At 62.1% G+C, this 25,771-nt stretch carries 24 protein-coding genes; 16 read left to right on the top strand and 8 right to left on the bottom strand.

Translation table 11 applies throughout. The annotated features are described in order from the left end of the window. Positions 1-85: 85 nt before the first annotated feature. The gene (locus FND50_RS11050) at positions 86-511 is read right to left on the bottom strand and encodes a hypothetical protein (RefSeq protein WP_144285783.1); all 426 of its coding nucleotides are present in this window, start codon (positions 509-511) and stop codon (positions 86-88) included. Then, positions 508-972, bottom strand: a complete 465-nt coding sequence (locus FND50_RS11045; RefSeq protein WP_144285782.1) for a GyrI-like domain-containing protein — start codon at positions 970-972, stop codon at positions 508-510. Before FND50_RS11045 ends, FND50_RS11050 begins: the two co-directional genes overlap by 4 nt. Positions 973-1,320: 348 nt before the next feature. Between FND50_RS11045 and FND50_RS11040 the strand changes: the two genes are divergently transcribed. From FND50_RS11040 to FND50_RS11025, 4 genes are read left to right on the top strand one after another with little or no spacing between them, the layout of a single operon-like run. Continuing rightward, positions 1,321-2,580, top strand: a complete 1,260-nt coding sequence (locus tag FND50_RS11040) for a class I SAM-dependent methyltransferase (protein WP_144285781.1) — start codon at positions 1,321-1,323, stop codon at positions 2,578-2,580. Further along, the gene (locus FND50_RS11035; protein WP_005238822.1) at positions 2,577-3,371 is read left to right on the top strand and encodes a glucose-1-phosphate cytidylyltransferase; all 795 of its coding nucleotides are present in this window, start codon (positions 2,577-2,579) and stop codon (positions 3,369-3,371) included. Before FND50_RS11040 ends, FND50_RS11035 begins: the two co-directional genes overlap by 4 nt. Beyond that, complete coding sequence (locus FND50_RS11030) at positions 3,371-4,021, top strand: PIG-L deacetylase family protein (RefSeq protein ID WP_037203464.1); 651 nt, start codon at positions 3,371-3,373, stop codon at positions 4,019-4,021. Before FND50_RS11035 ends, FND50_RS11030 begins: the two co-directional genes overlap by 1 nt. A 1-nt stretch (position 4,022) precedes the next feature. Continuing rightward, positions 4,023-5,063: an NAD(P)-dependent oxidoreductase gene (locus tag FND50_RS11025; protein WP_144285780.1), complete on the top strand. Its 1,041-nt coding sequence runs from the start codon at positions 4,023-4,025 to the stop codon at positions 5,061-5,063. A 19-nt stretch (positions 5,064-5,082) separates the two neighbouring features. Here FND50_RS11025 and FND50_RS11020 read toward each other — a convergent pair whose 3' ends face one another. Further along, positions 5,083-5,682, bottom strand: coding sequence for a dTDP-4-dehydrorhamnose 3,5-epimerase family protein (locus FND50_RS11020; RefSeq protein ID WP_144285779.1), 600 nt, complete (start codon positions 5,680-5,682; stop codon positions 5,083-5,085). 17 nt (positions 5,683-5,699) lie between these two features. Here FND50_RS11020 and FND50_RS11015 point away from each other — a divergent pair, with 17 nt between their 5' ends. Together FND50_RS11015 and FND50_RS11010 are read left to right on the top strand one after the other, a co-directional pair. After that, positions 5,700-6,938, top strand: coding sequence for a methyltransferase domain-containing protein (locus tag FND50_RS11015; RefSeq protein ID WP_144285778.1), 1,239 nt, complete (start codon positions 5,700-5,702; stop codon positions 6,936-6,938). Continuing rightward, complete coding sequence (locus tag FND50_RS11010) at positions 6,935-8,383, top strand: sugar transferase (RefSeq protein ID WP_144285777.1); 1,449 nt, start codon at positions 6,935-6,937, stop codon at positions 8,381-8,383. The genes FND50_RS11015 and FND50_RS11010 overlap by 4 nt, the downstream gene beginning before the upstream one ends. Before the next feature lie 42 nt (positions 8,384-8,425). Here FND50_RS11010 and FND50_RS11005 read toward each other — a convergent pair whose 3' ends face one another. Then, positions 8,426-9,274 (bottom strand): glycosyltransferase family 2 protein, encoded by an 849-nt coding sequence (locus tag FND50_RS11005; RefSeq protein ID WP_144285776.1) that lies wholly within the window; start codon positions 9,272-9,274, stop codon positions 8,426-8,428. A gap of 302 nt (positions 9,275-9,576) precedes the next feature. Between FND50_RS11005 and FND50_RS11000 the strand changes: the two genes are divergently transcribed. The 8 genes from FND50_RS11000 to FND50_RS10965 are packed head-to-tail and all read left to right on the top strand — an operon-like array spanning position 9,577 to position 19,190. After that, positions 9,577-10,638, top strand: coding sequence for a glycosyltransferase family 4 protein (locus tag FND50_RS11000; RefSeq protein ID WP_144285775.1), 1,062 nt, complete (start codon positions 9,577-9,579; stop codon positions 10,636-10,638). Then, positions 10,635-11,819: a glycosyltransferase family 4 protein gene (locus FND50_RS10995; protein WP_144285774.1), complete on the top strand. Its 1,185-nt coding sequence runs from the start codon at positions 10,635-10,637 to the stop codon at positions 11,817-11,819. Before FND50_RS11000 ends, FND50_RS10995 begins: the two co-directional genes overlap by 4 nt. After that, on the top strand, positions 11,812-13,101 hold the full coding sequence (locus tag FND50_RS10990; RefSeq protein ID WP_144285773.1) for a lipopolysaccharide biosynthesis protein: 1,290 nt from the start codon (positions 11,812-11,814) through the stop codon (positions 13,099-13,101). The genes FND50_RS10995 and FND50_RS10990 overlap by 8 nt, the downstream gene beginning before the upstream one ends. Then, positions 13,098-14,102 (top strand): glycosyltransferase, encoded by a 1,005-nt coding sequence (locus tag FND50_RS10985; protein ID WP_144285772.1) that lies wholly within the window; start codon positions 13,098-13,100, stop codon positions 14,100-14,102. Before FND50_RS10990 ends, FND50_RS10985 begins: the two co-directional genes overlap by 4 nt. A 24-nt stretch (positions 14,103-14,126) precedes the next feature. Next, positions 14,127-15,809 carry a hypothetical protein gene (locus FND50_RS10980; RefSeq protein WP_144285771.1) on the top strand — a complete coding sequence of 561 codons (1,683 nt, stop codon included), beginning with the start codon at positions 14,127-14,129 and terminating at the stop codon, positions 15,807-15,809. A gap of 5 nt (positions 15,810-15,814) precedes the next feature. Beyond that, positions 15,815-17,209, top strand: coding sequence for a polysaccharide biosynthesis tyrosine autokinase (locus FND50_RS10975; protein ID WP_144285770.1), 1,395 nt, complete (start codon positions 15,815-15,817; stop codon positions 17,207-17,209). Next, positions 17,206-18,570 carry a glycosyl hydrolase family 28-related protein gene (locus tag FND50_RS10970; RefSeq protein WP_144285769.1) on the top strand — a complete coding sequence of 455 codons (1,365 nt, stop codon included), beginning with the start codon at positions 17,206-17,208 and terminating at the stop codon, positions 18,568-18,570. The genes FND50_RS10975 and FND50_RS10970 overlap by 4 nt, the downstream gene beginning before the upstream one ends. Positions 18,571-18,572: 2 nt before the next feature. Further along, on the top strand, positions 18,573-19,190 hold the full coding sequence (locus tag FND50_RS10965) for a YdcF family protein (protein ID WP_144285768.1): 618 nt from the start codon (positions 18,573-18,575) through the stop codon (positions 19,188-19,190). Positions 19,191-19,214: 24 nt separating this feature from the next. On the opposite strand, the gene FND50_RS10960 is transcribed toward FND50_RS10965, so the two are convergent. Next, positions 19,215-20,327 carry a glycosyltransferase gene (locus FND50_RS10960; protein WP_144285767.1) on the bottom strand — a complete coding sequence of 371 codons (1,113 nt, stop codon included), beginning with the start codon at positions 20,325-20,327 and terminating at the stop codon, positions 19,215-19,217. 18 nt (positions 20,328-20,345) lie between these two features. Here FND50_RS10960 and FND50_RS37585 point away from each other — a divergent pair, with 18 nt between their 5' ends. Next, positions 20,346-21,314: a GNAT family protein gene (locus FND50_RS37585; protein WP_313905310.1), complete on the top strand. Its 969-nt coding sequence runs from the start codon at positions 20,346-20,348 to the stop codon at positions 21,312-21,314. Here FND50_RS37585 and FND50_RS10950 read toward each other — a convergent pair. Beyond that, positions 21,256-22,680 (bottom strand): polysaccharide pyruvyl transferase family protein, encoded by a 1,425-nt coding sequence (locus tag FND50_RS10950; protein WP_144289027.1) that lies wholly within the window; start codon positions 22,678-22,680, stop codon positions 21,256-21,258. The genes FND50_RS37585 and FND50_RS10950 overlap by 59 nt on opposite strands. Positions 22,681-22,927: 247 nt before the next feature. On the opposite strand from FND50_RS10950, the gene FND50_RS10945 reads away from it, so the two are divergent. Next, a complete protein-coding gene (locus tag FND50_RS10945) occupies positions 22,928-24,304 on the top strand; it encodes a glutamate-1-semialdehyde 2,1-aminomutase (RefSeq protein WP_144285766.1) in 1,377 nt (458 codons plus the stop codon). A 21-nt stretch (positions 24,305-24,325) separates the two neighbouring features. Here the strand turns inward: FND50_RS10945 and FND50_RS10940 are convergent, their stop codons facing one another. Continuing rightward, the gene (locus tag FND50_RS10940) at positions 24,326-24,967 is read right to left on the bottom strand and encodes a ScbR family autoregulator-binding transcription factor (RefSeq protein ID WP_144285765.1); all 642 of its coding nucleotides are present in this window, start codon (positions 24,965-24,967) and stop codon (positions 24,326-24,328) included. A 114-nt stretch (positions 24,968-25,081) separates the two neighbouring features. Continuing rightward, positions 25,082-25,696: a TetR/AcrR family transcriptional regulator gene (locus FND50_RS10935; RefSeq protein ID WP_206031502.1), complete on the bottom strand. Its 615-nt coding sequence runs from the start codon at positions 25,694-25,696 to the stop codon at positions 25,082-25,084. Positions 25,697-25,771: the final 75 nt, after the last annotated feature.

Here is a 25,771-nt window from a genome sequence, read left to right as displayed (position 1 = left end):
TCCGCGTTTACACCGGATTTGTCACCTGTGATGCCACAAATGAGCTCAAAAACAAACTTCAGGTTGGTAATTGCCAACCAGGCATTTAAGTCAGGGAAATGAACAGCTCGACGTGGCTCGGGGCGTGGAAGACCTCGATCTCCTCCGCATAGGCGCGCTCGATGCGCCCTTCCTTCTCGGCCAGCTCCGCCTGAATCCATACATCCTCGATCGGGTCTGACGACCGCCCGTCAGGCGTGAACTTGGCGAAATAGCCGGCCGGGACTCGCACCAGCACGTCACCGATCTCGAGATGGCCGAGGTCGATACACCGATATCCGATCACGGCGGTCCACCCCAGATCTGGGACCGCAATATATACGGTGGTCAACTCCGCGGTGCCGCGTTGCTGGATTCGCTCGCGGGTGAACTTCATCAGGTCGGTCGAGTGCGCTGACGAACTGAGCTCCGTGCGTGGCAGAACAAGCCCACCGAAGTCGGCGGACTCACGCTTGACGATCTCGAAACTCATTGCGGCCCCTGCATCGTGGCGGATGACACTATCGCCACGTACAAATCGATTCCGAAGGCGTGCGGGTAGAACTCGAAGTCGCCGGTGTAGGACCGTTGAATCTGCTGCGATTCCTCCGCATCACGAATCTGCCCCCAGAGCGCGTCGAAGAGGTCGGGAAAAGTTCCGACCGAGGAGAACTTCGCATAGGTTCCCGCAGGAATCCGCGACACCAGGTGCCCTCGTCCGACCTGATCGATCGAAGTGCACTCGTAGCCCACGATTTGCGTGTAGTACGAATTGATCTCGGGAGCGTGGTCGACGTAGGCAGACGCCAATGGCTTGTCCACGTTCTGCGCGAGAAGGGTCGACCACGTCTTTTCAAGATCCTTGTCGCGCGCTTTTCCCAGCGCCCTCTTCGGACTGCGGACGGCCAGTCCGGCGACCAGTGTCTCTTCGCGTTCGACTATGACGAACGGCATCGGGCACCCTCCGATGTCATCGGCACATTGGGTTTTCAATGACAATTATTGCTCGCCCGCCTTAAATTCGGAGGACGAGATATCACCATACCTCGTCCAGTATCCGCGGTCTGCGGACTTAGCCGCGAAAACCTCCACGACCACGGAAACACTCAATTGATCAAGTCCCCACGAGCTGTCAAACAAAAAGGGACTCTATCGCGTATTTCAGTGCTTAACATACTCAAAGTTGGTTTTAGGCCTTGCAAGACGACCTAGAGTGTGGTTTATTGGACGGATCGAGACCCTGGGTGTGACGCAACTAACACAGAGCGACCTCCAGATCTTGGTGACGAGGGGAGACTGCCCGTGCGCTGCCGACTGTGCGACTCCGATCGCTTGCGAAGCGTCCTGGATCTGGGGGCGACGCCGCCGTGCGAGCTCTTCTTGACCGAGCAAGGCCTGGACGCCCCCGAGACGAACTATCCGCTGCACCTGCGCATCTGCGAGGAATGCCTCCTGCTTCAGGTTCCGGCCCTGATTTCTCCGGAGGACACCTTCACCGACTATGCCTACTACTCTTCCTACTCGGATTCATGGGTGGAGCACGCACGGCAGTTCGTCCGGTCCTCGGTGTCGCGGCTCGGCCTCGACGCGAAATCGCTGATCGTCGAAGTCGCGAGCAATGACGGTTACCTGCTGCAGCACGCGGTCGACGCCGGGATCCGCTGCGTCGGAATCGAACCGTCGCACAACGTCGGCGCGGCCGCACGTGAACGAGGTGTTCCCACTCTCACGGCATTTCTCGACGAGGAACTCGCCGCCGACGTCCGCGCCGAGCACGGTCCGGCAGACCTCGTGGTTGCGAACAACGTGTATGCGCACATCCCCGACCTCCGCGGGTTCACTCGGGCACTGCGTACCCTCGTCGCCGACGACGGCCAGCTGAGTATCGAGGTGCACCACGCACTGAATCTGATCGTCCTCGCGCAGTTCGACACGGTCTATCACGAGCACTTTCAGTACTACACACTCCTCTCCGCCATGCGTGCGCTTGCCACGGCCGGCCTCTCGGTCGTCGATGTGGAACTTCTGGAGACACACGGCGGCTCGATCCGGATCTGGGCACGTCCCGACACTGCCGGCGCAGTGCCCACCCCGAGCGTCACCGACGTATTGAAGGCGGAGGAAGACGCCGGACTGCACAACGTCGACGGATACAGCCGGCTCGAAATTCAGGCGAGAGCCGCTCGACAAGAATTGCTCGGGTTCCTTCTCGACTGCCGGGCCCAGAACAGGACCGTCGTCGGCTACGGCGCTCCCGGCAAGGGAAACACCCTATTGAACTACTGCGGAATTCGCCCCGACCTACTCGAATACACGGTCGACCGCAATCCGTACAAGCACGGCCGGTACACGCCGGGCACCAGGATCCCGATTCTCGATCCCCGACAGATCGAGAAAGATCGGCCGGATGTCGTTCTCGCCCTGCCGTGGAACCTCGAGGGAGAGCTGACCGAACAACTGCGCTACATCAGTGAGTGGGGCGGAGAGCTCGTGTATCCGCTCCCCTCCCTGCACAGAGCGACATTCCAACCCGACAGCGTGGCAAGGAGGCTCACGACATGAAAGTTGTCCTGTTCTGCGGCGGATACGGCCTACGCATGCGCAACGACCACAATGACGTGATCCCCAAACCCATGCAGATGGTCGGGCCACGTCCGCTGCTATGGCATGTGATGCACTACTACGCTCATTTCGGCCATACGGAGTTCATTCTCTGCCTCGGGTACGGGGCGGAGGCCATCAAAGACTATTTCCTCGACTACCGCGAGGCGGAATCCAACGACTTCGTTTTGCGTGCGAGCAAGATCGAGCTGCTGAATTCCGACATCAGCGACTGGTCGATCACATTCGTCGATACCGGTCTGGAGTCTGCGATCGGCGAGCGTCTCCGACGCGTTCGACAGCACCTCGGCGAAGACGAGTACTTTCTCGCGAACTATGCAGACGTGCTCACCGACGCCCCCCTCGACGACGTCATCACCAAGTTCCACGAGTCGGGCGCGGCCGCATCCATGCTCGTCGTCACGCCCCAGTCCTCGTTCCACTGCGTCAACGTAGCCGAGAACGGCGAGGTCAAGGAGATCATCCCGGTCAGCCGGCTGCCCATCTGGGAGAACGGCGGATATTTCGTCCTCAGTCGGGAGATCTTCGATCTCCTTCCCCCTGGCGGCGATCTCGTGGCCGATGTGTGTGAACGTCTTGCCGGTGAAGGCCGTTTGTTCGGGTACCGCCATGAGGGGTTCTGGAAGCCGGCGGACACTTTCAAGGAGCGCGCCGAACTCGATTCGAACTACTCGCAAGGCATCCATCCGTGGATGGTGTGGGAGCCGTCGCAGCCCGCACACAGCGCATGATGATCAGCCTCGACACATTAGGGCTCCACGAAGTGGCTGTGCTCGGTGCACACTGTGACGACGTTGCGATCGGGCTCGGAGGCACCCTCCTCACACTTGCTTCCAGCACTCCCGGCCTTCGCGTCCGGGCGCTCGTCCTGGCAGGAGCCGACGCCCGCCGCGAGATAGAGGAGCGTCATGCGTTGGCGGCATTGTGTCCCGACGCCGACCTCGAGCTCACGGTTCTCGACGTTCCGGACGGATACGCACCGGCATATTGGGAGCCGATCAAGAAGGCAGTCGAGGCCTTCGGGCGCGATTGCCATCCCGACGTGGTGTTCGCTCCGCACCGAGCCGACGCACACCAGGACCACCGAATGCTGGCGGAGCTGGTTCCGACGGTGTTCCGTGACCATCTGATCCTGGGGTACGAGATCCTCAAGTGGGAGAACGACACACCTCGGACGTCGATCTACCACCCGCTCACCCGCGCTGTGGCGACGGAAAAGGCGCGGATACTGCTGAAGCATTACCCGTCCCAAACCACCCACGACTGGTTCGACGAAGACTCCTTCCTCGGGCTGTCGCGGCTGAGGGGTGTGCAGAGCAGACAACCGCACGCGGAGGCGTTCGTCCTCGAAAAGGCAACCATCCGATTCGGAAGGACCTGACATGCGAGTGCTCCTTACCGGCCACCAGGGATACCTCGGTTCGGTCATGGTTCCGATATTGCACACGCGCGGGCACGACGTCGTGGGTCTCGATTCCGGGCTCTTCGCCGGGTGCGTACTCGGTCCTGCACCCGCCGACCCTCCCTCTTTCGATGTAGACCTGCGGGACGTGACAGAGCAGCATCTGGGCGGCTTCGATGCCGTGATTCACCTTGCTGCGCTCTCGAACGACCCGCTGGGGTCTCTCGCACCGGACATCACCTACGAGATCAATCATCGAGCGTCCGTCCGGCTGGCTCGCCTGGCGAAGGAAGCCGGTGTGCGGCGATTTCTGTATGCCTCGACCTGCTCCGTATACGGTTCGGCCGGTATCGAGTTGGTTACGGAGTCCGCACCACTGCGTCCGCTCACGCCATACGCCGAGAGCAAGGTGCGTGTCGAGGAAGACGTAGCCGCACTCGCCGACTCCGGGTTCTCTCCGGTTTTCCTGCGCAACGCGACCGCCTTCGGATTCTCCCCACGGCTGCGCGCCGACATCGTCCTCAACAACCTGGTCGGCACCGCGATGCTGACGGGCACGGTGCGAGTCTTGTCGGACGGCACGCCGTGGCGCCCGCTGGTACATACGCAAGACATCGCCAGCGCGTTCGCGTGTGCACTCACCGCGCCGGTCGACCGGATCCACTGCGTCGCCTATAACGTCGGTACCGAGGCCAACAATGTGACGGTGGCACAGATCGCCGAGGCCGCCGCCGCCGCGGTTCCCGACTCACAAGTGCTCATTACGGGAGAGACGGGCTCGGACCCGCGGTCCTACCGTGTCGACTTCTCTGCCATCCGCACGGCATTCGAGGACTTCGTGCCGCGATGGAGCATCGTCGACGGAGCGGCCGAGTTGTACGACCGGTACACCCGCTGGGGCCTCTCGGACGTGCTCTTCACGCAGCGTTTCACCCGACTCGCCCATCTTCAGCAACTCGAGCGCACCGGTGTACTCGACGAGTCCCTGCGTTTCCAGCGAGTTGGAGCCGGCCATGAATGACGGACACTGCCAGGAACGGTCACAGCCGTTCGAGCAACGCCGTCCAACTCCCTGCGGTGGCGTCTCGTTCGCTGATCAGCGATACCGGAAGCGGCCACGATATCGCGAGGCGGGGGTCGTCGTGGGCCACTGCGATGTCTGCCGTCGGATCGTGCTCACGATCGATGCGATAACACACATCCGCGCTCTCGGTGAGTGCCTGGAATCCGTGCAGGAAGCCGGGCGGAACGTAGAGATGCGCGAAGTCCACATCGTCGAGCCGGAATGCCTGCTTCCTACCGAACGTCGGCGACTCCCTGCGAATATCGACCAGGACATCGTAGATCGCACCATGGGCGCACCGGACCAGCTTCGCCTCACCTGGACTCGCCCGTCCGTGCATGCCGCGAACCACGCCACGCCGCGACCGGGACTGCGAATCCTGCAGGAAGTCTGCGGCCAGGATTCCAGTCGCTCCCACATGTTCATCGAACTGGCCGGCTTCGAACGTGCGAGTGAAGAGGCCTCTGTCGTCACGATGGGGCACCGGCCGGAACACCCGGACGTCCGTCAATTCGGTGGTTTCAACGTGCACGCTGCAATTCTTGCGCACAAGGGCCGGGTCGGTCACCGATTCCATCGCACCGAGGTTCCGACATGATGGCCTGTCGAGGCTGTGGCGTCGCAGTGTTCGATCGAGTACTCGACCTCGGTTCGATGCCCGCGGCCGACTTCTTCCCTCCAGTTGGTAGTCCGGTCACGCCAGCCGAATCGGCGCACCGCCTGACAATGGCGTTGTGTCGCGAGTGCGGTCTTGCCCAGCTCGTCGACGACGACACGGCGCCGGAGGAACCACGTGGCGTCGAACCGGAGGCTTTGAGAACACAAGCATGCACAGCTGTTCGAGCCGTCGCCGATGCCGGGTATCTCACGGGCGACACGGTTACCGAGTTCGGCAGTCCACACGGCGGAACATGGTTACCACTGCTCACCGCGCGGGGGTTCCGTGTCGCGACGGACCGGCGCACAGCCTCGGTGGTCATCGATTGTTTCGGGATCATGCACGAACCTGACCAGCGGGCCGCCTTCTCGGGGCGGGCAGCGGCACTCGACGCCGACGGCGTCCTGCTCATTCAATTTCATTCCCTTACTGCGATTGTGAAGCACCAGCAGTGGACGGCACTCCGGCACGGTCACTTCGCATACTATTCCTTGACGTCACTCCGACGGTTGCTGGCCGACGCAGGACTACACCTCACACACGCCTGGCTATTCGATCTTTACGGCGGCACGGTCTTGGCGGCCGCGCGCCGTTCGCCGTGCGCACCGCCGACACCTCGCGTTCATCGCATACTGGTCGATGAACACATGGCCGGTGTTACGAACCCTGTCACGGTCCAATCCTTGCAACTCGCCGCGGACACGAATGCGGCAGCCTTTCGCGACTGGCTGACAGCGATGGCGCAGCGGCACTGTCGAGTGTTCGCCTACGGCGCCGCATCTCGGGCAGTACCACTGTTCGCCCACGCGGGCGTCGATCGAGGCCTTGTGGCGGCAGTCGCCGACGCATCCACCGCCAAACAAGGGCGGCGAATGCCCGGCACCGATGTGCCGATCATCTCGCCTGAGCAATTGCTTCGCGCTCATCCGGACAAGGTCGTGCTCACGCTGCCGGATCTGCTACCCGAAGTGTCGCAGCGTTATCCGGAACTGTCCGGGCGGTGGGTCCTTCCATCCGAAACACCACGCGTTCCTGCTCCTCCGCTCATCCGCGCTCGGAATCGAGAGCATCTGGCGCCGAGACACCGTGAGACATGCGCGGACACACCGACGACCCGAGGCGGCCGGCTCGATTCGCGTTCAGCCGCCAGCAACCGAGATGAAGTACAGCCATGACCACCAGCACCCGTCGAATATTGCGAATCGGCCCCTCGTATCCACGACCTCCAACGACACGCACGGTCCGCCACTCCGCAGACATCGTTCCGGATTCGCTGCAGGCTCCCACCCGACTTCTGGCGAGAAGGCGAGCACAGGCCTATCTGCTCCCGCTCGCTACAGACTTCATCGTGCTGTCCGTCGTGTGTTCACTGACACGGATCGATCGTCCCGCACAGTCCGCAGCGATAATCGTCGCGGTCCTGGCCTTCACGGGCGCGTACCGACCCCACCTGACGCTCTCACTACTCGACACCCTGCCCCGGCTCGCATTAGCAAGCACGCTGGCGGCATTGGCCACCGCGCTGGTGCTGACCCCGAACGGAACATTGGTAGGGGCGGCGAAGCTGGCTGCAGTGACCCTCTTGGCGGTCGTACTGTCCCGCAACGCCACCTATCCGGTCGAACGTCTCCTCAGACGGAAACTCCGCGGCGGTCGTCGAACGGTGATCATCGGCGGAGGTCCTGTCGCGAAGATACTGGCGGACAGCATCGTCACGGAGCCCTCGTCTGGACTGCAGTTGATCGGACTTCTCGACGACTCCCCACAAGCGGAGACCGCGCGCAATGGGAACGTACCGATCACCCCGCTGCGGGGAAACCTGCGTGAGTACCTCACGACCCACTACGTCGACACGGCAGTACTCGCCTTTACCCACGCCGTCGACGGCGCGGTCATCCACGCGTTGCGTGAGTGCGACCGCATCGACTGCGAGATCTTCGTTGTTCCTCGACTGTGGGAGATGACTGCGGTCACCGGCGACATGGAACACATCGGCACCGTCCCATTGAAGAAGTTTCGCCGAGCGGCACACCGATCGTTCCTGTGGCGGGTGAAGTTATGGATGGGCCGAGTCCTCAGCGCGGCAATGCTTGTGGCGTTGGCCCCGACATTCCTCGCGATCGCTCTCGCAGTGTATCTCTCGGACCGATCGGCACCGGTTTTGTTCAGACAGAAGCGAGTCGGTTTGGACGACCGGGTGTTCGAACTTCTCAAGTTCCGAACAATGAGCCCGGAAAGCGACCACGAATCCGCCACCCACTGGTGCATTGCACACGACGCCAGGATCGGGCGTCTCGGTCGGATCCTGCGGGCGACTTCGCTCGACGAGTTGCCTCAACTGTGGAATGTCATCCGGGGAGACATGACACTCGTCGGCCCGAGGCCGGAACGTCCCCACTTCGTCGACAAGTTCCACGCCACGGTTCCCAACTATGAAGCGCGCCATCGCGTGCCGACGGGAATAACGGGATGGGCCGCCGTCAACGGTCTGCGCGGCGACACGTCGATCGGGGACCGCACGCGGTTCGACAACTACTACATCGAGAATTGGAGCATGTGGTTCGACGTCAAGGTACTACTCATGACCGTAGTGGCGGTAGTGAGGCTCGGAGGCAAGTAGCAGAAGTGGCGCAGGGCCCACCGGTCGGCACCCCCGGCCGACTCAGCAGTCGACGTGCAGCCGGTTCCCCCGCGACACAACGGTGCGGGAGCGCACGGCGAGTCGCTGAAAGGCCGCCCTCATCAGGCGCATATCTCCGGCTAGAACATCTGCACGACAAAGGAACTCGGGATAATCACGGGCAATTCGGTGATGGAAGCGAAGCATGTCCGACAGCTTGCTGACTGTCGATGTTCGACTGCACATGTTGAAGGTGGAGTCGCGCCACGCAGCCACGAGCTCGGGCATCCCGAAGAACATCCCGAAAGCTGTCACCCGCGCAAAAAGATCCACGTCCATGGGGAATACGAGATCACCACGGAATCCGCCCACACGATCGAAATGCTCTCGTCGGAACATCGCGGCAGCTGTCGGCCCGAAGTCGGCCGGCCCTCGTCGGACAATTGTCCTCATCAGTGTGCGCGGAGTATGAAGCCCCTCCAAGCCGGGAATCCCCAGTCGTGACTCCCGCAACGCTCCGTTCTCGTCGATCACGTCGAACTTGGCGGCACTGAGAGCTATTGCCGGATCAGCCATTACACGCAACTGAGTTTCGAGCGATCCCGGCATCAGGACGTCATCTGCACAGACGACTTTCACCAATCGTCCGTTCGAGAATTCGACTGCCTTGTTCCAATTGGCGCCGATCGGCAGAACGACGTCGTTGCGAAAGACTCGCACTCGTGAGTCACTGAACGACTGCGCAATCGATTGAGTGGCGTCCTTGCTCGCATTGTCGAGTACGACCAGATCAACTGCGACGTCCTGGTCGAGGATCGATCGCAACGTCTCTTCGAGAGTACAGGCGGCGTTATATGCGGGAACGCAGACGGAAACCGTGGCAGCAGCCATCGCTATTCTCCCACCGAACTTTTGACGCGAGCGACAATCATGATCCTCGTTGTGCACCAATATTTCCTGGCGGACAGGACTGGTTCAAATTCTATCACGCCGAGCGGCTCGAGACCTCGGCCGGGACGAGCATCGCGAAAGTCCCGCAAGGACATCGCGCGGCCGTGCGCAGCACTGTAGAGTTTAATTGTCCGGTACCGAATGGACCGGCGTGACAGCGCAATAGCAACGACAGCCGGCGCGAAATGAACTTTACGGTGGGTAGCCCACAACTCGACAACTCTCGGTCTCTGCGACTCCACATGACGGGATCGGAGTGGTTCACGTCGGGGCCTGGTGGACTGAACCGATATTTCACCGACCTGTATTCCACACTGAATCAGCGACCGGGCGTCGACGTTTCCGCTGCGGCGTTCGGTAGGCCCGAGCAGGGTGGGCATTCGTGGGGCCCGGTCGGTGCATCGACGCTGCGCCGCGCGTACACCGCTTTCCGCGACGCCAGCGCTCTACCGCCGGACGCGGTCATCGACCGACATTTCTGCCTCTATGGGCGCTCGGCGATCGACGCGCATGGCAAACACCCCCTGGTTGTTCACTTTCACGGGCCTTGGGCGGCCGAAAGTCGCATGGTCGGGGCCAGTGAGACAGTTGCGCGGTCGAAGTACTGGATCGAGCGGCTCCGCTACGCCGGCGCAGATCGCTTCGTCGTGCTGTCCAAGCACTTCCGCAATCTGCTCGTCGCGAACTACCAGGTGCCAGAAGACAGTATCAGGGTTATTCCTCCTGGTGTCGATCTCAACCGATTTCGCCCATCGGAACATCCCTCGGCGTCATGCACGATCCTCTGCGTGCGACGCCTCGAGAGGAGGATGGGTATACATGTTCTGCTCCGGTCATGGCAAGCAGTCATCGCTGCTCATCCCGACGCCCGACTCGTGATAGTCGGTACGGGCACCGAAGAATCGGCGCTCCGGGTTCAAGCTGCCGAGTCCGGCTACGGCGACGCCATCACATTCGAGGGCACCGCCACTGACGGACGACTGGCTCAGTTGTACGGACAGGCAGCGGTAACCATCGTCCCATCCGTCGCCCTCGAAGGGTTCGGACTCATCGCGCTCGAATCCCTGGCCTCCGGGCGCGCCCCGATCGTGACCGAGTGCGGCGGATTGCCAGACGCTGTACAGGAACTCGACACTTCCTTGATCGTTCCTGCCGGCGACGCCGATGCGCTCGGAGACCGGATCGTCCGCGCTCTGGACGGAAACGTTCCCGGGCCCGGACAGTGCCGTGCTCACGCCGAAACGTTCTCCTGGGACGCCGCCTCGCAGCAGCACATCTCGTTGTACGAGGAACTGGTCTCATGACGAAGGCCCTGTTCATCACGCACACAGCCGCTCCCTCCGGAGCAGAGTTGGCCACACTCCGATTGGCAGTCGCTCTGCGCGACACTGGGGCAGATGACTCCAGGCGTCGGGGAATCGTTGTCGCGGTGGTGTGTGCGCAGGACGGTCCGATTGTCGATCGCATGCGCGAAGCAGGTGTGGAAACCATCGTCCTTCGAAACACTTTCGACAGTCGCGCCATGACTGTCCACAGCAGGAGCTTGCGCCGACTCATCGTGGGATTCTTCGGACTCGTCAAGATCGGGTGGTCGGCCGGTGCGACCGCGAGGGCGACAAGGGCGACAGTTCTTGTCGCAGAGAGTACCAAGGCTCTGATCATCGGCGCCGTCGCTGCGAGACGCGCAAGGATCCCACTCGTCTGGCAGGTGCACGACCGCGTATCCGCCGAGTACTTCGGAGGTCTCCTCTCGAGCCTCATTCGCGGGCTCGGCTGGGTGGTCAGCCGAGGGTACATCGCCAACAGTAGATCCACGATGAGTACGCTGTTCGCCTGGCACAGGGCAGCGCTCGTCGCCTACCCCGGCGTCGAACCGAGCAGTCGCGACGATCACGTAAGGCAACGTCGCCCCTCCGAGACTGTTGTCGTCGCCGTCGGACGCTTGACGCCCTGGAAAGGTCAGGACGTGTTACTGCGCGCGCTGGCCGAGACGACTGTCCGACCTGAGCGCGTCTATCTCGTCGGAGGGACACTCTTCGACGAGGAAGCATTTCGGGTACGTCTGGAGCGCCTCGCGCACGAACTCGAACTTCCAGTCATCTTCACGGGACACGTCGACAACCCCGACGCCTACATGCGGCGTGCCGACATATTGGTGCACTGCTCCGTCATCGCGGAACCATTCGGTCAGGTCGTGGTGGAGGGGATGAACGCGGGCTGCGCGGTAATCGCCTCGGGCCCCGGTGGCCCAACCGAGATCGTCGAGTCAGGGATCAACGGGCTACTCGTCGACGGCGGTGATCAGAAGCAACTGACCACGGCGCTGAATACATTGATCGGAGACCGTGAGCTCCGTCGACGTCTGTCGGCAGCGGGCCGACGGCGCGCAGCTCACTTCGGCATAGCCGCTTCCGCTCGCGACATAGCATCGTTTCTCGACACCGTGACTGCTACGCCGAAACGTAAGCGAACAGCACATGCCTGACGATCGCAGAGAAATCCACATCATCACTGTCGTACGTGACATCGCATTCGTAAGCTTCGGGAAGTACGGCCAGTATGTCATCACGGTAGTGACACTTCCGTTGATAGCGCGAGTTCTCGGAACTGAAGGACTCGGGCTACTCGCGATCGGAATGTCTTCCTACTTCATCGGATCTCTGCTCGTCGATCTCGGTATCACCCAGTTTCTCGCCGCGATGGTCCACAGCGCAGATATCAATCAGCTCCGCGGAAACTACCTGGTGATCCGAGCGGCCATCCTCGGGACCATCGGTGCCGCACTGATCTCCAGCCTGGTCGTCGGCGTCGATATCCACCTGCACATGATCTTGCTCGGGTTGTTCGCCGGTGGGTTCTGGTCCCTTTCGGAAGACTGGGTTCTCATCGGGCAAGGTCGATTCGGAGCCTCGATGGCGTATCAGGGCATCGGCCGAATCGCATATCTCGTGCTCCTGATGTCATTACTCCCACGCCTACCCCATCCGTCCGTCGCACTCCTCTGTTTACTCGTGTCGTCCACTCTGACTGTCGTGCTGACCTGGCGGGACTCTCTCAAGAAATTCGGCCGCCCTTGTCGTCCGTACAAGGTGATATCCATTCTCCGAATGGGAGCACCCGTCCTCACCTCACGTTTGCTCGTGGCAAGTTACGGCCAGGGCGCCGCAGCGGTGTACTCCTCGGTGCTCGATGCGGTGTCCATCGGCCTGTATTCTGCCGGAGACCGACTCGTGCGAGCCATACAGTCCTTGCTCGACCCCATTGGCTTCGCTCTGCTGCCACGCATGGCCCGCCACAGTGACGACGATCGGTTCTGGCGACGCGCAACCCAAGCACTGGTCGTATGTCTCTGCGCGGCCGGAGTTGCGACTGTCGCGGTGTGGATTGCAGCCCCGACCTTGATCAACCTCATCTTCGGAAGCGAGTTTTCCGAGGCGATTCCGCTCCTGCGGGTCGAGGTACTCATACTCCCCGCGACCGCCTTGACGTCATTTGTCACCACCGCGGTCTTACCCGTCAAGCAGGACACGAGCGGCGTCTTGATCGGTGCAACCGTCGGAACGTGCGTCGCAGCCGCGTCATTGTTCGTCGCTGCACTGACCCAATCGGTGTGGGCCCTCGTCTACGGCACATTGTGCTGCGAGTTTTCCGTGGCGCTGTGGTACATCGTCCGTATGCGGCAACTCGCCGGTCGCGAACGGAACGAGCGCAATGCCGGCGGCACCGTCACAGAGGTCGCGCTGGTGCGCAAGGAGAATCGACTATGAAGATCCTTTATGTCGGCGACGACTGGGTCGGAAGCAACGCTCGATCGCTCGCCAATGGCTTCCGGCAGGCAGGACACGACGTCGTCGTTGTCGACTCGACGTCAGTGTCACTTCCGACGCGGCTGTCACCTCCGTGGATCTATGCGAAGGCTACTCACCGGCGTGCTCCCTGGCGCGTCGAAGCTGTTCATTCGCGCATCGATGCGATCGCTGCCGAATTCCGGCCCGACATGGTGTTCGGATTCAAAGCAGTCTTCCTCGACCAGCGACGCCTCCTCGGCGTCCCGGCGCAATTCCATGTTCACTACAGCCCCGACGACACGTCGAACCCTTACAACACGTCACCCGCCTACCTGGAACTCGAGAACGAATGGGACCTCGTCGTCACCACCAAGCGTCACAACATTCCGGAGTTGCTCGACCGTGGTGCGCGCGCCGTCAAGTTCGTTCTCAGCGCGTACGACCCCGCGTGGCACCACCTTTCGGCGCGACGCGACTCCAGGCAATACGTCGTCGGGTTCATCGGAGCCTGCCGTCCCGACCGCCGCGATCGCTTGATCTCGTTGGCACGAAAGTACGGCGGGAAGATGCTCGTCCGAGGGCCTGGCTGGCGCCGGGTACCCGAGTTGCAGGTCACCCACGCCCACGTCGCGGGTCCGGTCTACGGAGAACATTTCGCCTCTGAAGTCGCATCCGTGACGGCGAACCTCGTTCTGCTCAACTCCGACAACCGGGACACACACACCTGCAGAAGTTTCGAAGTGCCCGCCTCCGGCGGACTCTTCGTGGGTGAAAGGACAAGCGAACATGCGGAACTTCTGGAGGAGGGCGCGGAATGCCTCTTGTTTTCGAACGAGAACGAGTTGAACGAGATCGTGGAATGGTGCGTGAAGAGTCCCGGCCAGGCGGAGAAGGTTGCCGAGTCGGGTTTCCGGCGGATCGTGGAGGGTAGACACAGATATGTGGATCGTGCCCGAGAGATCGTCGATGAAATCGGCTGACAATCGAGAATCGGAACGCGATATATGAATAATCCCGAACTCCAGATATCGCTCGTCATAGGAGCACTGGCGACAATCGTTATCGCCGCTGCATACGTTCACGGAATCGCACGTGTCTTCCTCATCGCGCAGGCGGCCTACTGGAGCCTGTCCTACGTCGCGCGTCCGATCGTCCTTCTCCTGGTGCGGCCGCAACCACGGTTCGGCGACAGCATCGCCGATCCGCGACTGGCCACGATTGGATACGACTATGGGATCGCGATGGTCTTGCGACCCGTGGTGTTCGGGCTGTGGGTGTACGCGATCATCGTTGTGGCGTATGCGGTCTGGATCCGGCATCGCCCAGCGCGGGACCGTGACGCCTGCGTTCCAGTCCGTTCCGCTGTTGACGCGAATCTGATTCCTACACTCTGGACCATCTATGCGATCGGCGTACTCGGGCGAATTGTATCGTACGCAACAGGTTCCACCGCCTCCGCCGGACAAACACAGAGCCCGAACCCGATACTCAGCTTCGTGACGCTGATGGCGGTTATCGGCGCCCTCGGGCTGATCGTCTTCTACCGACCGGTCAATCGCAGGGCCACCATTGCGGTTATCGGTGCGCTGACTGTCATGGAGTTGATGTGGACTGTCGCAATCGAATCGAAGACACCGATCATGGGCGCCGCGCTGGCGATTGCAGTCCGCTTCGCACTCACCGGATGGTCCAGGATCAAGGTCGCCGCGATCGCGGTGATCTCGGTTCTGGGAATAGCCGCGTTCGGCTGGCTGCAGGCCATCAAGGCATCCGCTCTCGCGAAAGCACAGTCCGAGATTCTTGATGCGAGCTATCCGGCAGCCATGCAGCCTTTCCTCAGCATCCTGCGCAGATTCGATCTGCTCGAGGCCGCGACGGACAGCTACTACCTGGGCGGACGGCCTTGGCTCAGCCTGTCGGACGTCACACACCATGCGCTCATCAGCATGGTGCCGGAACAGCTTCTCGGGACCTCGAAGTTCCAGTCCGGGACCGCGTGGGCAATCGAAGTCCGCGGGTCGTCTGTCGACATGACGAGAGTGTCCGTCTCACTGGCCGAGGGAAACATCAACGAGGGTTTCGTACTCGGCGGGTATCCCGGGGTCGCCGTCGGCGTCGTCTTCACCTTCGCGTTGGTGTTGGCGGGAGTGCGTGCGTTGCATTCACGGCACATCATCCCGATCTCTATGGGTCTCATGCTGATCGAGGTTCCCGTCTTCTTCGAGCGGGGAATTCTGGGCAGCATGGAACTCCTCGGAAAGTCACTTCAGGTGGCCATTCTGGTCTGGATTGTCTACCTGCTCGTCGGAGAATACCGAAGACGAAGTGAAGGGTCTTCGAAACAGAAACCGCAGGAACCGCCACACACACTCGTCGGCGCGGCGCGGTCGAAAAATTGGAGCGGTACGTCCCTCTCGCCGATCGGCATGCCCGCGCAGTCGGCGATCACCCCGCCGTTCACGGTCGGGCCACGGAGAACGCGTGCAGCTCCAGCCTTCTTCGAGCGGGGAATTCTGGGCAGCATGGAACTCCTCGGAAAGTCACTTCAGGTGGCCATTCTGGTCTGGATTGTCTACCTGCTCGTCGGAAAACACCGAAGACGCACTGAATGGTCTTCGAAACAGAAACCGCAGGAACCGCCGCAAGGGGAAATTGTACTCGTCGGCGCGGCGCTGTCGAAAGGTTGAAGGACATGCGATTGATCGACTATTGGCACATTGCTCGCCGCCGCTGGATTCTCATCTCGGCGATCACGCTTCTCTGTGTGGCGGGCGCCGCCGGCTACAGCTCCATGCAACCGACCACATATCAGTCGACCAGCCGACTGTACGTGACGATGGCAACCGGAACGTCGGTGAACGACGTATACCAGGGTGGTCTTGCCGCCCAGCAGCGAGTGACGTCATATGTAAACCTCGCCGCGAGTTCCAACGTCGCTCAACGTGTCGTCGACCAACTCGGTTTGCCGATGTCTGCCGGCGAGCTGCAGGGCAGGATCACCGCCTCATTCCCCCCGGCCACCGCGCTGCTGGACGTCACGGTCACCGATTCGACAGCCGAGGGTGCCGTCATGTTGACCGACGCCGTGGTCTCTCAGTTCCGAAGGCTGATAGACGAATTGGAGACCATCCAGACCGACGCGGCTCCTGCTGCGAGGGTTTCGATCGTCGATCCGGCCACAGATCCCACCGCGATCAATGGACCCAACTCGCGGCGGCTGCTCGGTATCGGCCTTCTCGCCGGATTGGTGCTCGGCTGTTTGGCGGCACTCGTGAAAGACCGCATGGACCGCACGATCCGGACATCGCATGAACTCGGTGAAATTCTGCCGGTCCCCGTTCTCGCCATTCTCGATATCGGGGAACCCGGTGCTATCGGGGAGGCTCGCCGACTGCGCACTCGATTGATCCAGGCGGGAGGTGGCGACAATGGGATGACAGTGATGCTCACAAGTCTGTCGGCACGTTCACAACCGGATGTCTCGGTCATACTCGCGAAGGCATTCGCCGACAGCGGTCGGCGGGTCGTGTTGATCGATGCGGATACCACGGGAAGTGGGATCTCCAACGATCTTCCCGTGTCCGACTCGGGCCTCGCAGACCTCCTGCGCACGACGTCGTCCCCCATCGACGAGTTGTCGACATGCGCTGACACCGGGATCAGCGTGCTGGCCCTCGGTTCTGTCGACGATCAAACAAGTGATCTGCTCGCATCCGAGCGCCTCACGCAGATCGTATCCGCACTCCGTAGCGACTTCGACTACGTCGTCATCGACGCCGCCCCGGTCGGATCTGCCGCCGACGCACTAACGCTCTCCGGGCATTGCGACGGCACAGTCGCTGTCGTCGAAATGGGGAGGTCCACGTCACCGCAGGTACTCGGCGCACTGGCGACGTTCGATCAAGGTGGCTCCCGGATGGTCGGAGCCGTAGCAATATCGAAGAAGCATGTCAACTGGCTTCGCAAGATCATTCGCCGGCCGAACAGCGGACCACTCCGAACGCGGAGTACCGACACGGAACCGCAGAAGGAGGAACCCGCGATCGTCCTCGATGCAACGGCAGACACACTCGAGGCGGACCGGTGACCGACAATGTCCTGAATCGGCGGCGGTTACTGGCTCGTTCACTGGGTGTCGCTGCAGCACTACCGCTGGCGGCTGCAGCGTGTTCGTCATCGGCCGAGGAACCGACTGTCGAGTTCACCTCGCCACATGTCTCCGATGTCCCCTCCGCGCGCAACGTCCGGGATTTCGGGGCTGTCGGCGATGGCAAGGCCGACGACACGACGGCGATCGCCAACGCTTGTGCGGTCGGCAACGGGCCCTTGGTTCTCTACCTGCCCGCCGGTGCCTACCGCGTCACCGCATGGCCCGACCTGCCCGACTACGCCGCTGTCATCGGGGACGGCAGCGACGTCACAACCATCGGTTACGCCGGAGACGGACCACTGATCGCACTTCGCGGAAAGCATCGGGTGAGTTTCAAGCGCCTGGGGATCTACGTGACCGGCGCAACCGGCGCGGCGGTGGCCCTGTCCGAGTGCTTCAGATGCTCGTTCGATTCCGTCGTACTCCGCGGTGGACACGTCAGTACCAACTATCCCGAGTTCACACAGCAGCGAGGGGTCATACTCGACCAGAACACGGGTGGCACTGCGTTCATCAATTGCGATGTCAACAACTTCGGAATCGGGCTCACAACCAGATGCATTCAGAACTACGTCACCTCCTCGAAGTTCACGAGCAATTACGTCGGAGTACTGGGGACGGGAAATGATCACAGTGCCGGGCTGTCAATGGTCAACGTCGAGTTCGTATCCGACACCGATCCGAACACTACGGACAAGCACGTGTTGATCGACGGAGCGGCAAACGATTGGTGGTTGACAAATGTCTGGTTCGAGGGCGCCGACATCGCCCTGTCGATCGGGAATCGCGATCGTGGGGGGCCCGCGCAATTCGGCCTGGTCAACTGCAAGGTCGCAGCACGCTCGGTGTGCATGGACCTGGTGTATTGCCGACAGCCCTACCTCGCCAACGTCCAGTTCGATTCGGATACCCAGCGGCCGGCAATCGAAGTCCGCGTCGATTCCGAGGGGTGTCCGGACGGCACCGCTGTCAATCTGCTCTCCAGCACAGCGTCCGACATCGACCCGAAATCGTTTCCTGAAGGGTGGAGTGTGACTGGTCGCGGGCAAGTAAGTGGAGTTACCTTCGTAGGAACCGTGATTACTCGCGCGGGCATTGGCAGTGCCGACCTCCTGCAGGCGCAATCCCCCAATGGTGCAGTACTTTCCGCGGTACTGTCGACCGGAGAGTGGATCGTCGATCGAGCCGACAGCGGAGTCGTGCTGAAGGATTCGGGCGACAACTACTGGAGACTCACGGTCTCGACCGATGGCAGTGTGAAGACCTCACCGCTCGGTAGGCGCCGACCGACTGGCTAGGTATGCGCCGCTCGCCTCGCGACCCCGAACCACGCTCGGGCCGACAACCTGAATGTGCGCATTCCCCCAAGGCACCGGCCCGGTTCAAGCGTGCACTGTGGACGCTCGTCGTCCTCTTCTCTGCTCTCGCCGCAATTGCTGCGGCAGGCTGGCCCGTCTACGTACGTCCGCAGATCGACCCATTGAGAACAGCGGACGCCATTGTGGTTCTCGGTGGAACTCCATACGAGCGTTTCGACATCGGCGTCGAATTGGCAGAGCGCGGATACGCACCACAACTCGTCATCTCGAACTCCGTCGGGAGTGGCGACAGGACGATGGACAAGTACTGCCATGGCCACTTCGACTTCGCGGTGAGTTGCTTCGAGCCCGATCCGTGGACCACAAAGGGAGAAGCCCAGGAGATAGGGCGCCGCGCCACCCAGCAAGGGTGGCATCACATCATCGTCGTGACCTTCACGCCCCATATCTCGCGCGCGAGGTACATCGTCGAAAAGTGCTTCGACGGCGAGCTGACCATGGTCGCAAGCCCGAGCCCGTCCGGGCTGCTCTTCTGGGCAGGAATGTACATCCGCCAATCCGCCGGGTACCTCAATGCCTTCACCGATCGAGGGTGTTGAAATACCCATCACCGGGTAACTCGGTCACGACGCCAGCACGCCATCGACAACTGCCTGCATTCTGCGCCGAAAGATGCTACGAGAAAACAGCTCGGCGTGTCGACGGATTGCAGCCGCGTCATAGATCGAGCCGTCGAACGCGCGTATCGAGTTCACGAAACCAGCCACTATCTCTTCGTCGAGAACGCCGGAGACGAATTGTCCCGTCACATGCGGCACCACGCTGTCGAGTGCACCACCTCTGCCGAGCGCAATCACCGGCGTTCCGCAGGCCATGGCTTCCACCGGGACTATTCCGAAATCCTCTACACCGGGCATGAGCAGCGCACGAGTCCGGCGCAGCAGATTCAACAGTTGCGCATGCGATACGTGCCCGAGGAAGACAACTGTGGGCCCCGCTATGCTGCGGCAATAGTCGAGGCTGCGGCCGTCCCCCGTAACCACGAGGGGCACCCCGGCGGCGTTCGCGGCGAGAATTGCCAAATCGGGCCTCTTGTAAGGCACAAGACGCCCTGCGACCAGGAAGAAGTCCTCCCTGCGGGTACCGGGGTCCGGCGTGAATGCATCGGTGTCGACAGGCGGATGAACCACGACCGCATCGCGGCCCCACCACTGCCTTATCCGCTGTGCGACAGTAGTCGAATTCGCGACTAGTTCAGTCAACAGCGGAGCTGCAGCGAGCTCGGCACGTCGAGCTGTCGACGCGAGCATCCTCAATGCGGCGGCGCCGGCTCTCCCCCCTGCTTCACCCTCACGGAGCGATGCGTCCCACGCCCAGCGCGCCGGGCTGTGCACATACGCGATTGTGGCGGCGGATGTCGAGAACACGGCCTGGGTCGCAAATGCGTGATGACTGATGATCACTGCGGCGGCATCTCCGATATCCATTCGCCGGAAGGCATTCGGCATCAACGGCAGCAACGGCGCATAGGAGCGTTCGCCACCGAGTCGGTACAACTGATTGAGCCAAGTGGTCTCCGGCGCCGTGCGCAGTCCCGACGGAATCCCTTGCGGACGCGCGATCGGAACAAGTACGCGCGCATCAGGCCATTGTGCCGACAACTGTTCGACAACGTGCTCCGAACCGGCGACTTCCGTGAATCGCTCGTGAACGAGCGCGACGCGGGGAGTGGTCATCGAGCATCCCGTTGGACGATGCTTGCGGCGGAGGAAATCACGCTACACACCTTCTTTCCGATCTGCGCCGGCGACCCGTCGACCAACACCGCCGACAATACCAGCCCGATTTCAGCGAAGAATTGCATTCATGCAGGTAGCGGTACCTTTATCCAGGTTCGCACGATCTGCCTTCCCCCATGTTTTCGGGACCTCGGTTCGGGTAGGCTTACTCCAAGCTCTCCACCGTCGTCGTCTGGCGTGGCAGATCGACTGCTTCAGTCAGGCTTGCTGGCCAGAGGTGAAAGCATGAAGCCTCCACGATCATTGGTGGTTCTCGTCGCGGCTGGCAAGCTCTATTCGAGGCCCTTCCGGCATCGGATCGGATCCCACCGTGTGCCCAGCGCTGGAATCCGGTTGGGCCCTGTGATGTCGGCCGAGCATCGCGTTGCTCTTCGCTCGCCCAGGCTTTCGGATGCCTCGGCGTGGCAAACCCTACGGCTACGGGATCAACACTTGATCGAACCGTTCTGGGTGTCGTCCCCGAAATCCTGGTCTCGGCGCCACACCGAGGGGGCCTGGGTAGACGAATTTCTACACATGCGTAAGGAGGCCCGCGCAGGCCGGGCACTGCCGCTGGTAATCGAGGTCGAAGGCCGATTCGCCGGTCAGTTCAACATGGAGCACATCGACTGGGGAGCACAGAGCGCAGAAGTCGGCGTGTGGATCGATTCTTCGCTCACTGGACAGGGAATCGCGCTGACAGCTGCGAACCTCCTCGCAGAGTACGTATTCGACATACTCGGATTGCGCCGGGTCACCGCTCCCGTCTGCGTCGACAACCGACAGGCCACCCGGCTCGTCAAACAGGCCGGGATGCAGCGAGAGGGCACGATGGCCAGTTACCTCGACGTCGGCGGTCGACGCAAAGATCACGACCTGTGGGCAATCACGTCGACGATGTGGGCGGCCAAGTCGGCCCGGGATTCGAATTCGACCGCGTCGTGATGTCACCCTTGACAAGCTGCGCGGCACGGTCGAACGCAGCTCTGCTCGCTTCGATCTGGTTCACCGCCCGACCGAGCAATCCAGCCCTCAGTTCCGGCGCGCGCAACCATGTGCTGCGCATCGCACCGCGAAGCCGGTCGTCGAAGTCTTCCCCGTCCAGCCTTACCAACTCGAGTCCGGCGTCGAACATCGCGGCCAGGCCCTCGAACTTGTCGTCGTAGTACCGTGAGGTCGACAGCCCGACAACAGGAATTCCTTGCGACAGTGCGAAGACTGCGACGTGGTAAGCCCCCGTGACGATGATCCGGCATCGCCCGATCCGGCGCGAGAGTGATCGCGCACTCGCAAAACGACCTAGTGGCGGAACCACGTCGGGGAACCCGGCGAGGAGTGGCATCGTCGAGCGACGGTCTTCGGAATCATGCTCGGATACGATCAGCGGAACCAGTCCGGCACCGGATTCGGCGGCCACGCCCCGAATGACGCGACCCAGCACCTTCTGCATCTCGTCTCCGACCGGAGAGTATTCCGCGACTCTGAGACAGACGCCGATGTCCGTGCCGAAGTCCCTGCGCCGAGTCGAATAGCCGAGTTCCACCGCGTCGTCCCCGGTAACCACGACGCGTTCCGGCGGAACACCGAGGGAGTGCAAGAGTTCTGGGCCCCGTAGTCCTTCGCGCAGCGCGATGAAATCGACCCGGGGAAGCACGCGGGCGGCGTGTTCCAGCACCCCGGGGTCGTGAATCGGGCCAATCCCCTGCCCCACCATCGCGGTAGGAATTCGATGATTCGTTGCGTACTCGAGCAAATCGAGTGTGCGCTCTGTCTGGAACCGATCGATATCGGTAAGGTACCCACCGCCGATCGCGAGCACCAAAGATGCGCCGTCGATGGCATTAGGCAGCCGTCCACCGTCACGACTCAGCAGCAACCGTTCCGAATTCGTTGTCCTCGCGTCGGACTCACCGTTCGTACCATCGCCCTCGCCCCCGCGGAGGACGACGCGACGTGCCCGCCGCACGACAGACGCGGGTGCGGCCGCCGCGGCTTCCCATCCCCTGAGCAACGGCCCCGCCACCTCGGGGCCGAAACGGCCGGCCAATCCACCCCAACCACGCCTTCTCGGCCAATCGCCGCCTCGCTGATACCGAATCGGCTCCGCGTTCGGCTCATAGGCCTTCAACAGTGACGATCTGTCGGTGAGGACACCGATTGCGGCGTCGGGCCATCTCTCGGCAATCCTGCGCACCGTGACGTTGAGAATCCCCAGGTCACCTTTGTTGTTCAGCCAGTATTCGCCGTTTTCCACGAGGACACGGATGTTGGATCCGCCGACCGGCGTCGCGCGGGATTCGCGATTCTCCATATCGGCCCTTCGGACACTCATTCGCGCGAGGAGGTCACCGACCCCCGAGCCATGTGGCACCATGTGAGCCCTGACCGAAGCGGCAGGTAGAGGTCGATTCGACGATACCGCAACCCTTTCCTCAACACCACGGTCCGCGCCCGCTACTTCGAGATCCACGTCCAGCACGTGGTGGGCCGTTTCTCCCGTTCAGCACGACAATCGACCTACTGGGTGGCACAATTACGTCGCGATGCATCTCCGAGCCATGGAGGTCGCCATGCCCCTCACAGACGACGCCGTCAGTCGCTCCTTTTCTCGCTCGAATGAGCTGCAGGCACGGCTGAACAAACTTGTGCCGGGCGGTGCGCACACCTATGCGCGCGGCCCCGACCAATACCCGGACTTCATGGCGCCCGTACTTGTCCGCGGGAAGGGCGCCCGCGTGTGGGATGTGGATGGGAACAGCTTCGTCGAATACGGCATGGGTCTCCGGTCCGTGACACTGGGACACGGATACCCCCCCGTTGTCGACGCCGTGTGTGAGGCAATCGCCCACGGTACGAACTTCAGCCGTCCGACTGAACTCGAATTGCACGCGGCCGAGGACTTTCTCCAACTCGTTTCAGGCGCAGACATGGTGAAGTTTGCCAAGAACGGGTCCGACGCCACCACGGCGGCGGTCCGCCTCGCGCGGGCTGTGACGGGACGCGAGCTGGTTGCGGTCTGCGATCAACCGTTCTTCTCCGTGGACGACTGGTTCATCGGCACAACCGCAATGAACAGCGGCGTGCCCTCCGATGTTGCTGCCAAGACACGCGGATTCCGATTCAATGACCTCAACTCACTTGTCTCGGTGTTCGACGAGAATCCACACCGGGTGGCCTGTGTCGTCATGGAGGCAGCCACCGCTACAGCTGAGCCGACACCCGGATACCTCGATGCCGTTCGGTCACTCTGCGACGAGCGCGGAGCCCTTCTCATCTTCGATGAGATGATCACAGGATTCCGATGGTCGCCGGGCGGCGCACAAACGGAGTACGCGGTCACACCCGACTTGTCGTGCTGGGGTAAAGCGATGGGTAACGGATTCCCGATTTCAGCCCTCGCGGGTAAGCGCGAGTACATGGAGTTCGGCGGCCTGAACACGGACCACGACCGGGTCTTTCTGCTGTCCACCACCCATGGACCCGAATGCGGAGCGCTCGCGGCTTTCCGCGCAGTCGTACACGCCTACGCTACCGAGGATCCGATTTCGCGCATGGAGCAGTCCGGCAGGCGGATCGCTGAGGGAGTCGGCGCAGCCGCTGCAGATATGGGGATTGCGGACTACGTCCAGGTGATCGGTCGGCCTTCATGCCTGATTTTCGTCACGCGTGACCTGAACCGTCAGCCATCACAGGAATTCCGGACGCTCTTCCTGCAAGAACTCTTGTCAGGTGGCGTTCTGTGCCAATCGTTTGTCACGTCTGCGGCGCACCGCACGGCCGACGTCGATCTCACTCTGGAAGTGGTCCATCGCGCTCTCGAAATCTACAGTAGGGCAATCGAATCCGGCGGCGTGGCAGGATTCCTCCGCGGCCGCCCTGTCGCCCCTGCCCTGCGCCGTTATGCGGCACCCCGCCGGATCGATACATCGGACTGATCGTGCAGCCGCAAGGATCGCTCAGCGCAGCAGGCGGCGCGAGGCGAACTGCCGGAAGTACACGAGCTTCGACGGCTCGACAAGCCCGGGAAGAATGAAGTACCAGACCCGTTCCATCCGACGCGGAAGATCGTCGAAGGCTCCTGTCGCGGTCGCGACCACGTGGGCCCCCAGCAGCGACCCGAGCAGGAACGTGGACAGTGTTCCCGTGGAGACGTCGTCTTCCGCGAGAATGTCGCCCTCCTCGACCGCGCGTGCGACAAGTCGTTCGAAACCCTGCTGCCACGAGGCCACCACGTTGCCGTGCGTCCCCTGGTAGTCACCGATCTCGTGCTGCAGTCGCAACATCGCCGCGACGATCGAATCGGAACTCGCTGCCTCGATCGCCACATAGGACAGGGCGACGAGCGCTTCGAGTGCCGGCGTCGGCCCGTCACTGACGGACGTCATTCCGGCTGTGAGCCGGATCTGCCCCTCGTCGATGACACCGCGGGCCAGGTCTTCCTTGGAACTGAAGTGGAAGTACAACGCACCTTTGGTCACACCGGACTGCTCGATGATCTCGTTGAGACCCGCGTTGGCGTACCCGAGGCGTAAGAATACGTCGGCCGCCGCCATCAGGACCGACGCCCGAGTTACCTCTGCTCGAACCTGTCTCGCCATCGACTGCCTCCCGAACAACCCCCCCGACGGGGCGCGCAAACTCCAGCGAACCCTAGCACTTGACAGGCGCAGCCCTGGTGAAGTTGAACCGCGAGTCGGAAAACGAGAACACGTTCACTGAGGTGTCGTGCGGGGCCGATCCGTGCCCAGCTGCGGATCCGCCTCGAGATTGGTCAACCCGTTCCAGCACAGGTTGACCAGATGCGCGGCGACGACTTCCTTCGGCGGTGTCCGCTCGTCCAGCCACCACGTCGCGGTGGTGGACACCATTCCGACCAGTGCCTGCGCGTACAGCAGGGCAAGATCCGGATTGAAGCCACGCCGCGAAAAATCGCCGGCGAGGATGTGCCCGACCTGACCGATGGCCTCGTTGAGCAGGCTCGAGTACGTGCCGTCCGGTGCCGCCACCGGAGAGTCGCGGACGAGGATGCGGAATCCGTCGGTGTGCTCCTCCACATAGGTCAGCAGCGCCAGCGCCACCCGCTCGACCCGGACCCGGGAGCGGTTCTGCTTCAGCGAGGACGTCACCATCTCCAGCAGCCGCGACATCTCCCGATCCACGACCACGGCATAGAGGCCCTCCTTGCCGCCGAAGTGTTCGTAGACGACAGGCTTGGAGACGTGCGCCCGCTGTGCGATCTCCTCGATCGACGTCGCCTCATAGCCTCGCTCGGCGAACAGGGCGCGGCCGATCTCGATCAACTGCTCCCGGCGTTGCGTACCGGTCATCCGGGTGCGGACCGCCCTCTCGGGGGTCGCGTCCACGTCCGTGGGTCGGGGCACCGAGGCACCATCCTTTCCTGA

It is taken from the genome of Rhodococcus sp. WB9, assembly GCF_007558985.1.
Lineage (GTDB): Bacteria > Actinomycetota > Actinomycetes > Mycobacteriales > Mycobacteriaceae > Rhodococcus_F > Rhodococcus_F opacus.
Note: the sequence above shows the minus strand (reverse complement) of the source record. Positions and strands in the feature narration are given on the sequence as shown.

Coding starts and splice junctions, on each gene's coding strand:
- FND50_RS10980 (WP_144285771.1), top strand. CDS start 14,127: ATGAATAATCCCGAACTCCAGATATCGCTCGTCATAGGAGCACTGGCG.
- FND50_RS10940 (WP_144285765.1), bottom strand. CDS start 24,967: ATGGCGAGACAGGTTCGAGCAGAGGTAACTCGGGCGTCGGTCCTGATG.
- FND50_RS11015 (WP_144285778.1), top strand. CDS start 5,700: ATGATGGCCTGTCGAGGCTGTGGCGTCGCAGTGTTCGATCGAGTACTC.
- FND50_RS10950 (WP_144289027.1), bottom strand. CDS start 22,680: ATGGAGAATCGCGAATCCCGCGCGACGCCGGTCGGCGGATCCAACATC.
- FND50_RS10960 (WP_144285767.1), bottom strand. CDS start 20,327: ATGACCACTCCCCGCGTCGCGCTCGTTCACGAGCGATTCACGGAAGTC.
- FND50_RS11005 (WP_144285776.1), bottom strand. CDS start 9,274: ATGGCTGCTGCCACGGTTTCCGTCTGCGTTCCCGCATATAACGCCGCC.
- FND50_RS10975 (WP_144285770.1), top strand. CDS start 15,815: ATGCGATTGATCGACTATTGGCACATTGCTCGCCGCCGCTGGATTCTC.
- FND50_RS10935 (WP_206031502.1), bottom strand. CDS start 25,696: ATGACCGGTACGCAACGCCGGGAGCAGTTGATCGAGATCGGCCGCGCC.
- FND50_RS11030 (WP_037203464.1), top strand. CDS start 3,371: ATGATCAGCCTCGACACATTAGGGCTCCACGAAGTGGCTGTGCTCGGT.
- FND50_RS10995 (WP_144285774.1), top strand. CDS start 10,635: ATGACGAAGGCCCTGTTCATCACGCACACAGCCGCTCCCTCCGGAGCA.
- FND50_RS11045 (WP_144285782.1), bottom strand. CDS start 972: ATGCCGTTCGTCATAGTCGAACGCGAAGAGACACTGGTCGCCGGACTG.
- FND50_RS10965 (WP_144285768.1), top strand. CDS start 18,573: ATGCGCCGCTCGCCTCGCGACCCCGAACCACGCTCGGGCCGACAACCT.
- FND50_RS11050 (WP_144285783.1), bottom strand. CDS start 511: ATGAGTTTCGAGATCGTCAAGCGTGAGTCCGCCGACTTCGGTGGGCTT.
- FND50_RS11025 (WP_144285780.1), top strand. CDS start 4,023: ATGCGAGTGCTCCTTACCGGCCACCAGGGATACCTCGGTTCGGTCATG.
- FND50_RS10945 (WP_144285766.1), top strand. CDS start 22,928: ATGGAGGTCGCCATGCCCCTCACAGACGACGCCGTCAGTCGCTCCTTT.
- FND50_RS11010 (WP_144285777.1), top strand. CDS start 6,935: ATGACCACCAGCACCCGTCGAATATTGCGAATCGGCCCCTCGTATCCA.
- FND50_RS11020 (WP_144285779.1), bottom strand. CDS start 5,682: ATGGAATCGGTGACCGACCCGGCCCTTGTGCGCAAGAATTGCAGCGTG.
- FND50_RS11035 (WP_005238822.1), top strand. CDS start 2,577: ATGAAAGTTGTCCTGTTCTGCGGCGGATACGGCCTACGCATGCGCAAC.
- FND50_RS10985 (WP_144285772.1), top strand. CDS start 13,098: ATGAAGATCCTTTATGTCGGCGACGACTGGGTCGGAAGCAACGCTCGA.
- FND50_RS10990 (WP_144285773.1), top strand. CDS start 11,812: ATGCCTGACGATCGCAGAGAAATCCACATCATCACTGTCGTACGTGAC.
- FND50_RS37585 (WP_313905310.1), top strand. CDS start 20,346: ATGCTTGCGGCGGAGGAAATCACGCTACACACCTTCTTTCCGATCTGC.
- FND50_RS11000 (WP_144285775.1), top strand. CDS start 9,577: ATGACGGGATCGGAGTGGTTCACGTCGGGGCCTGGTGGACTGAACCGA.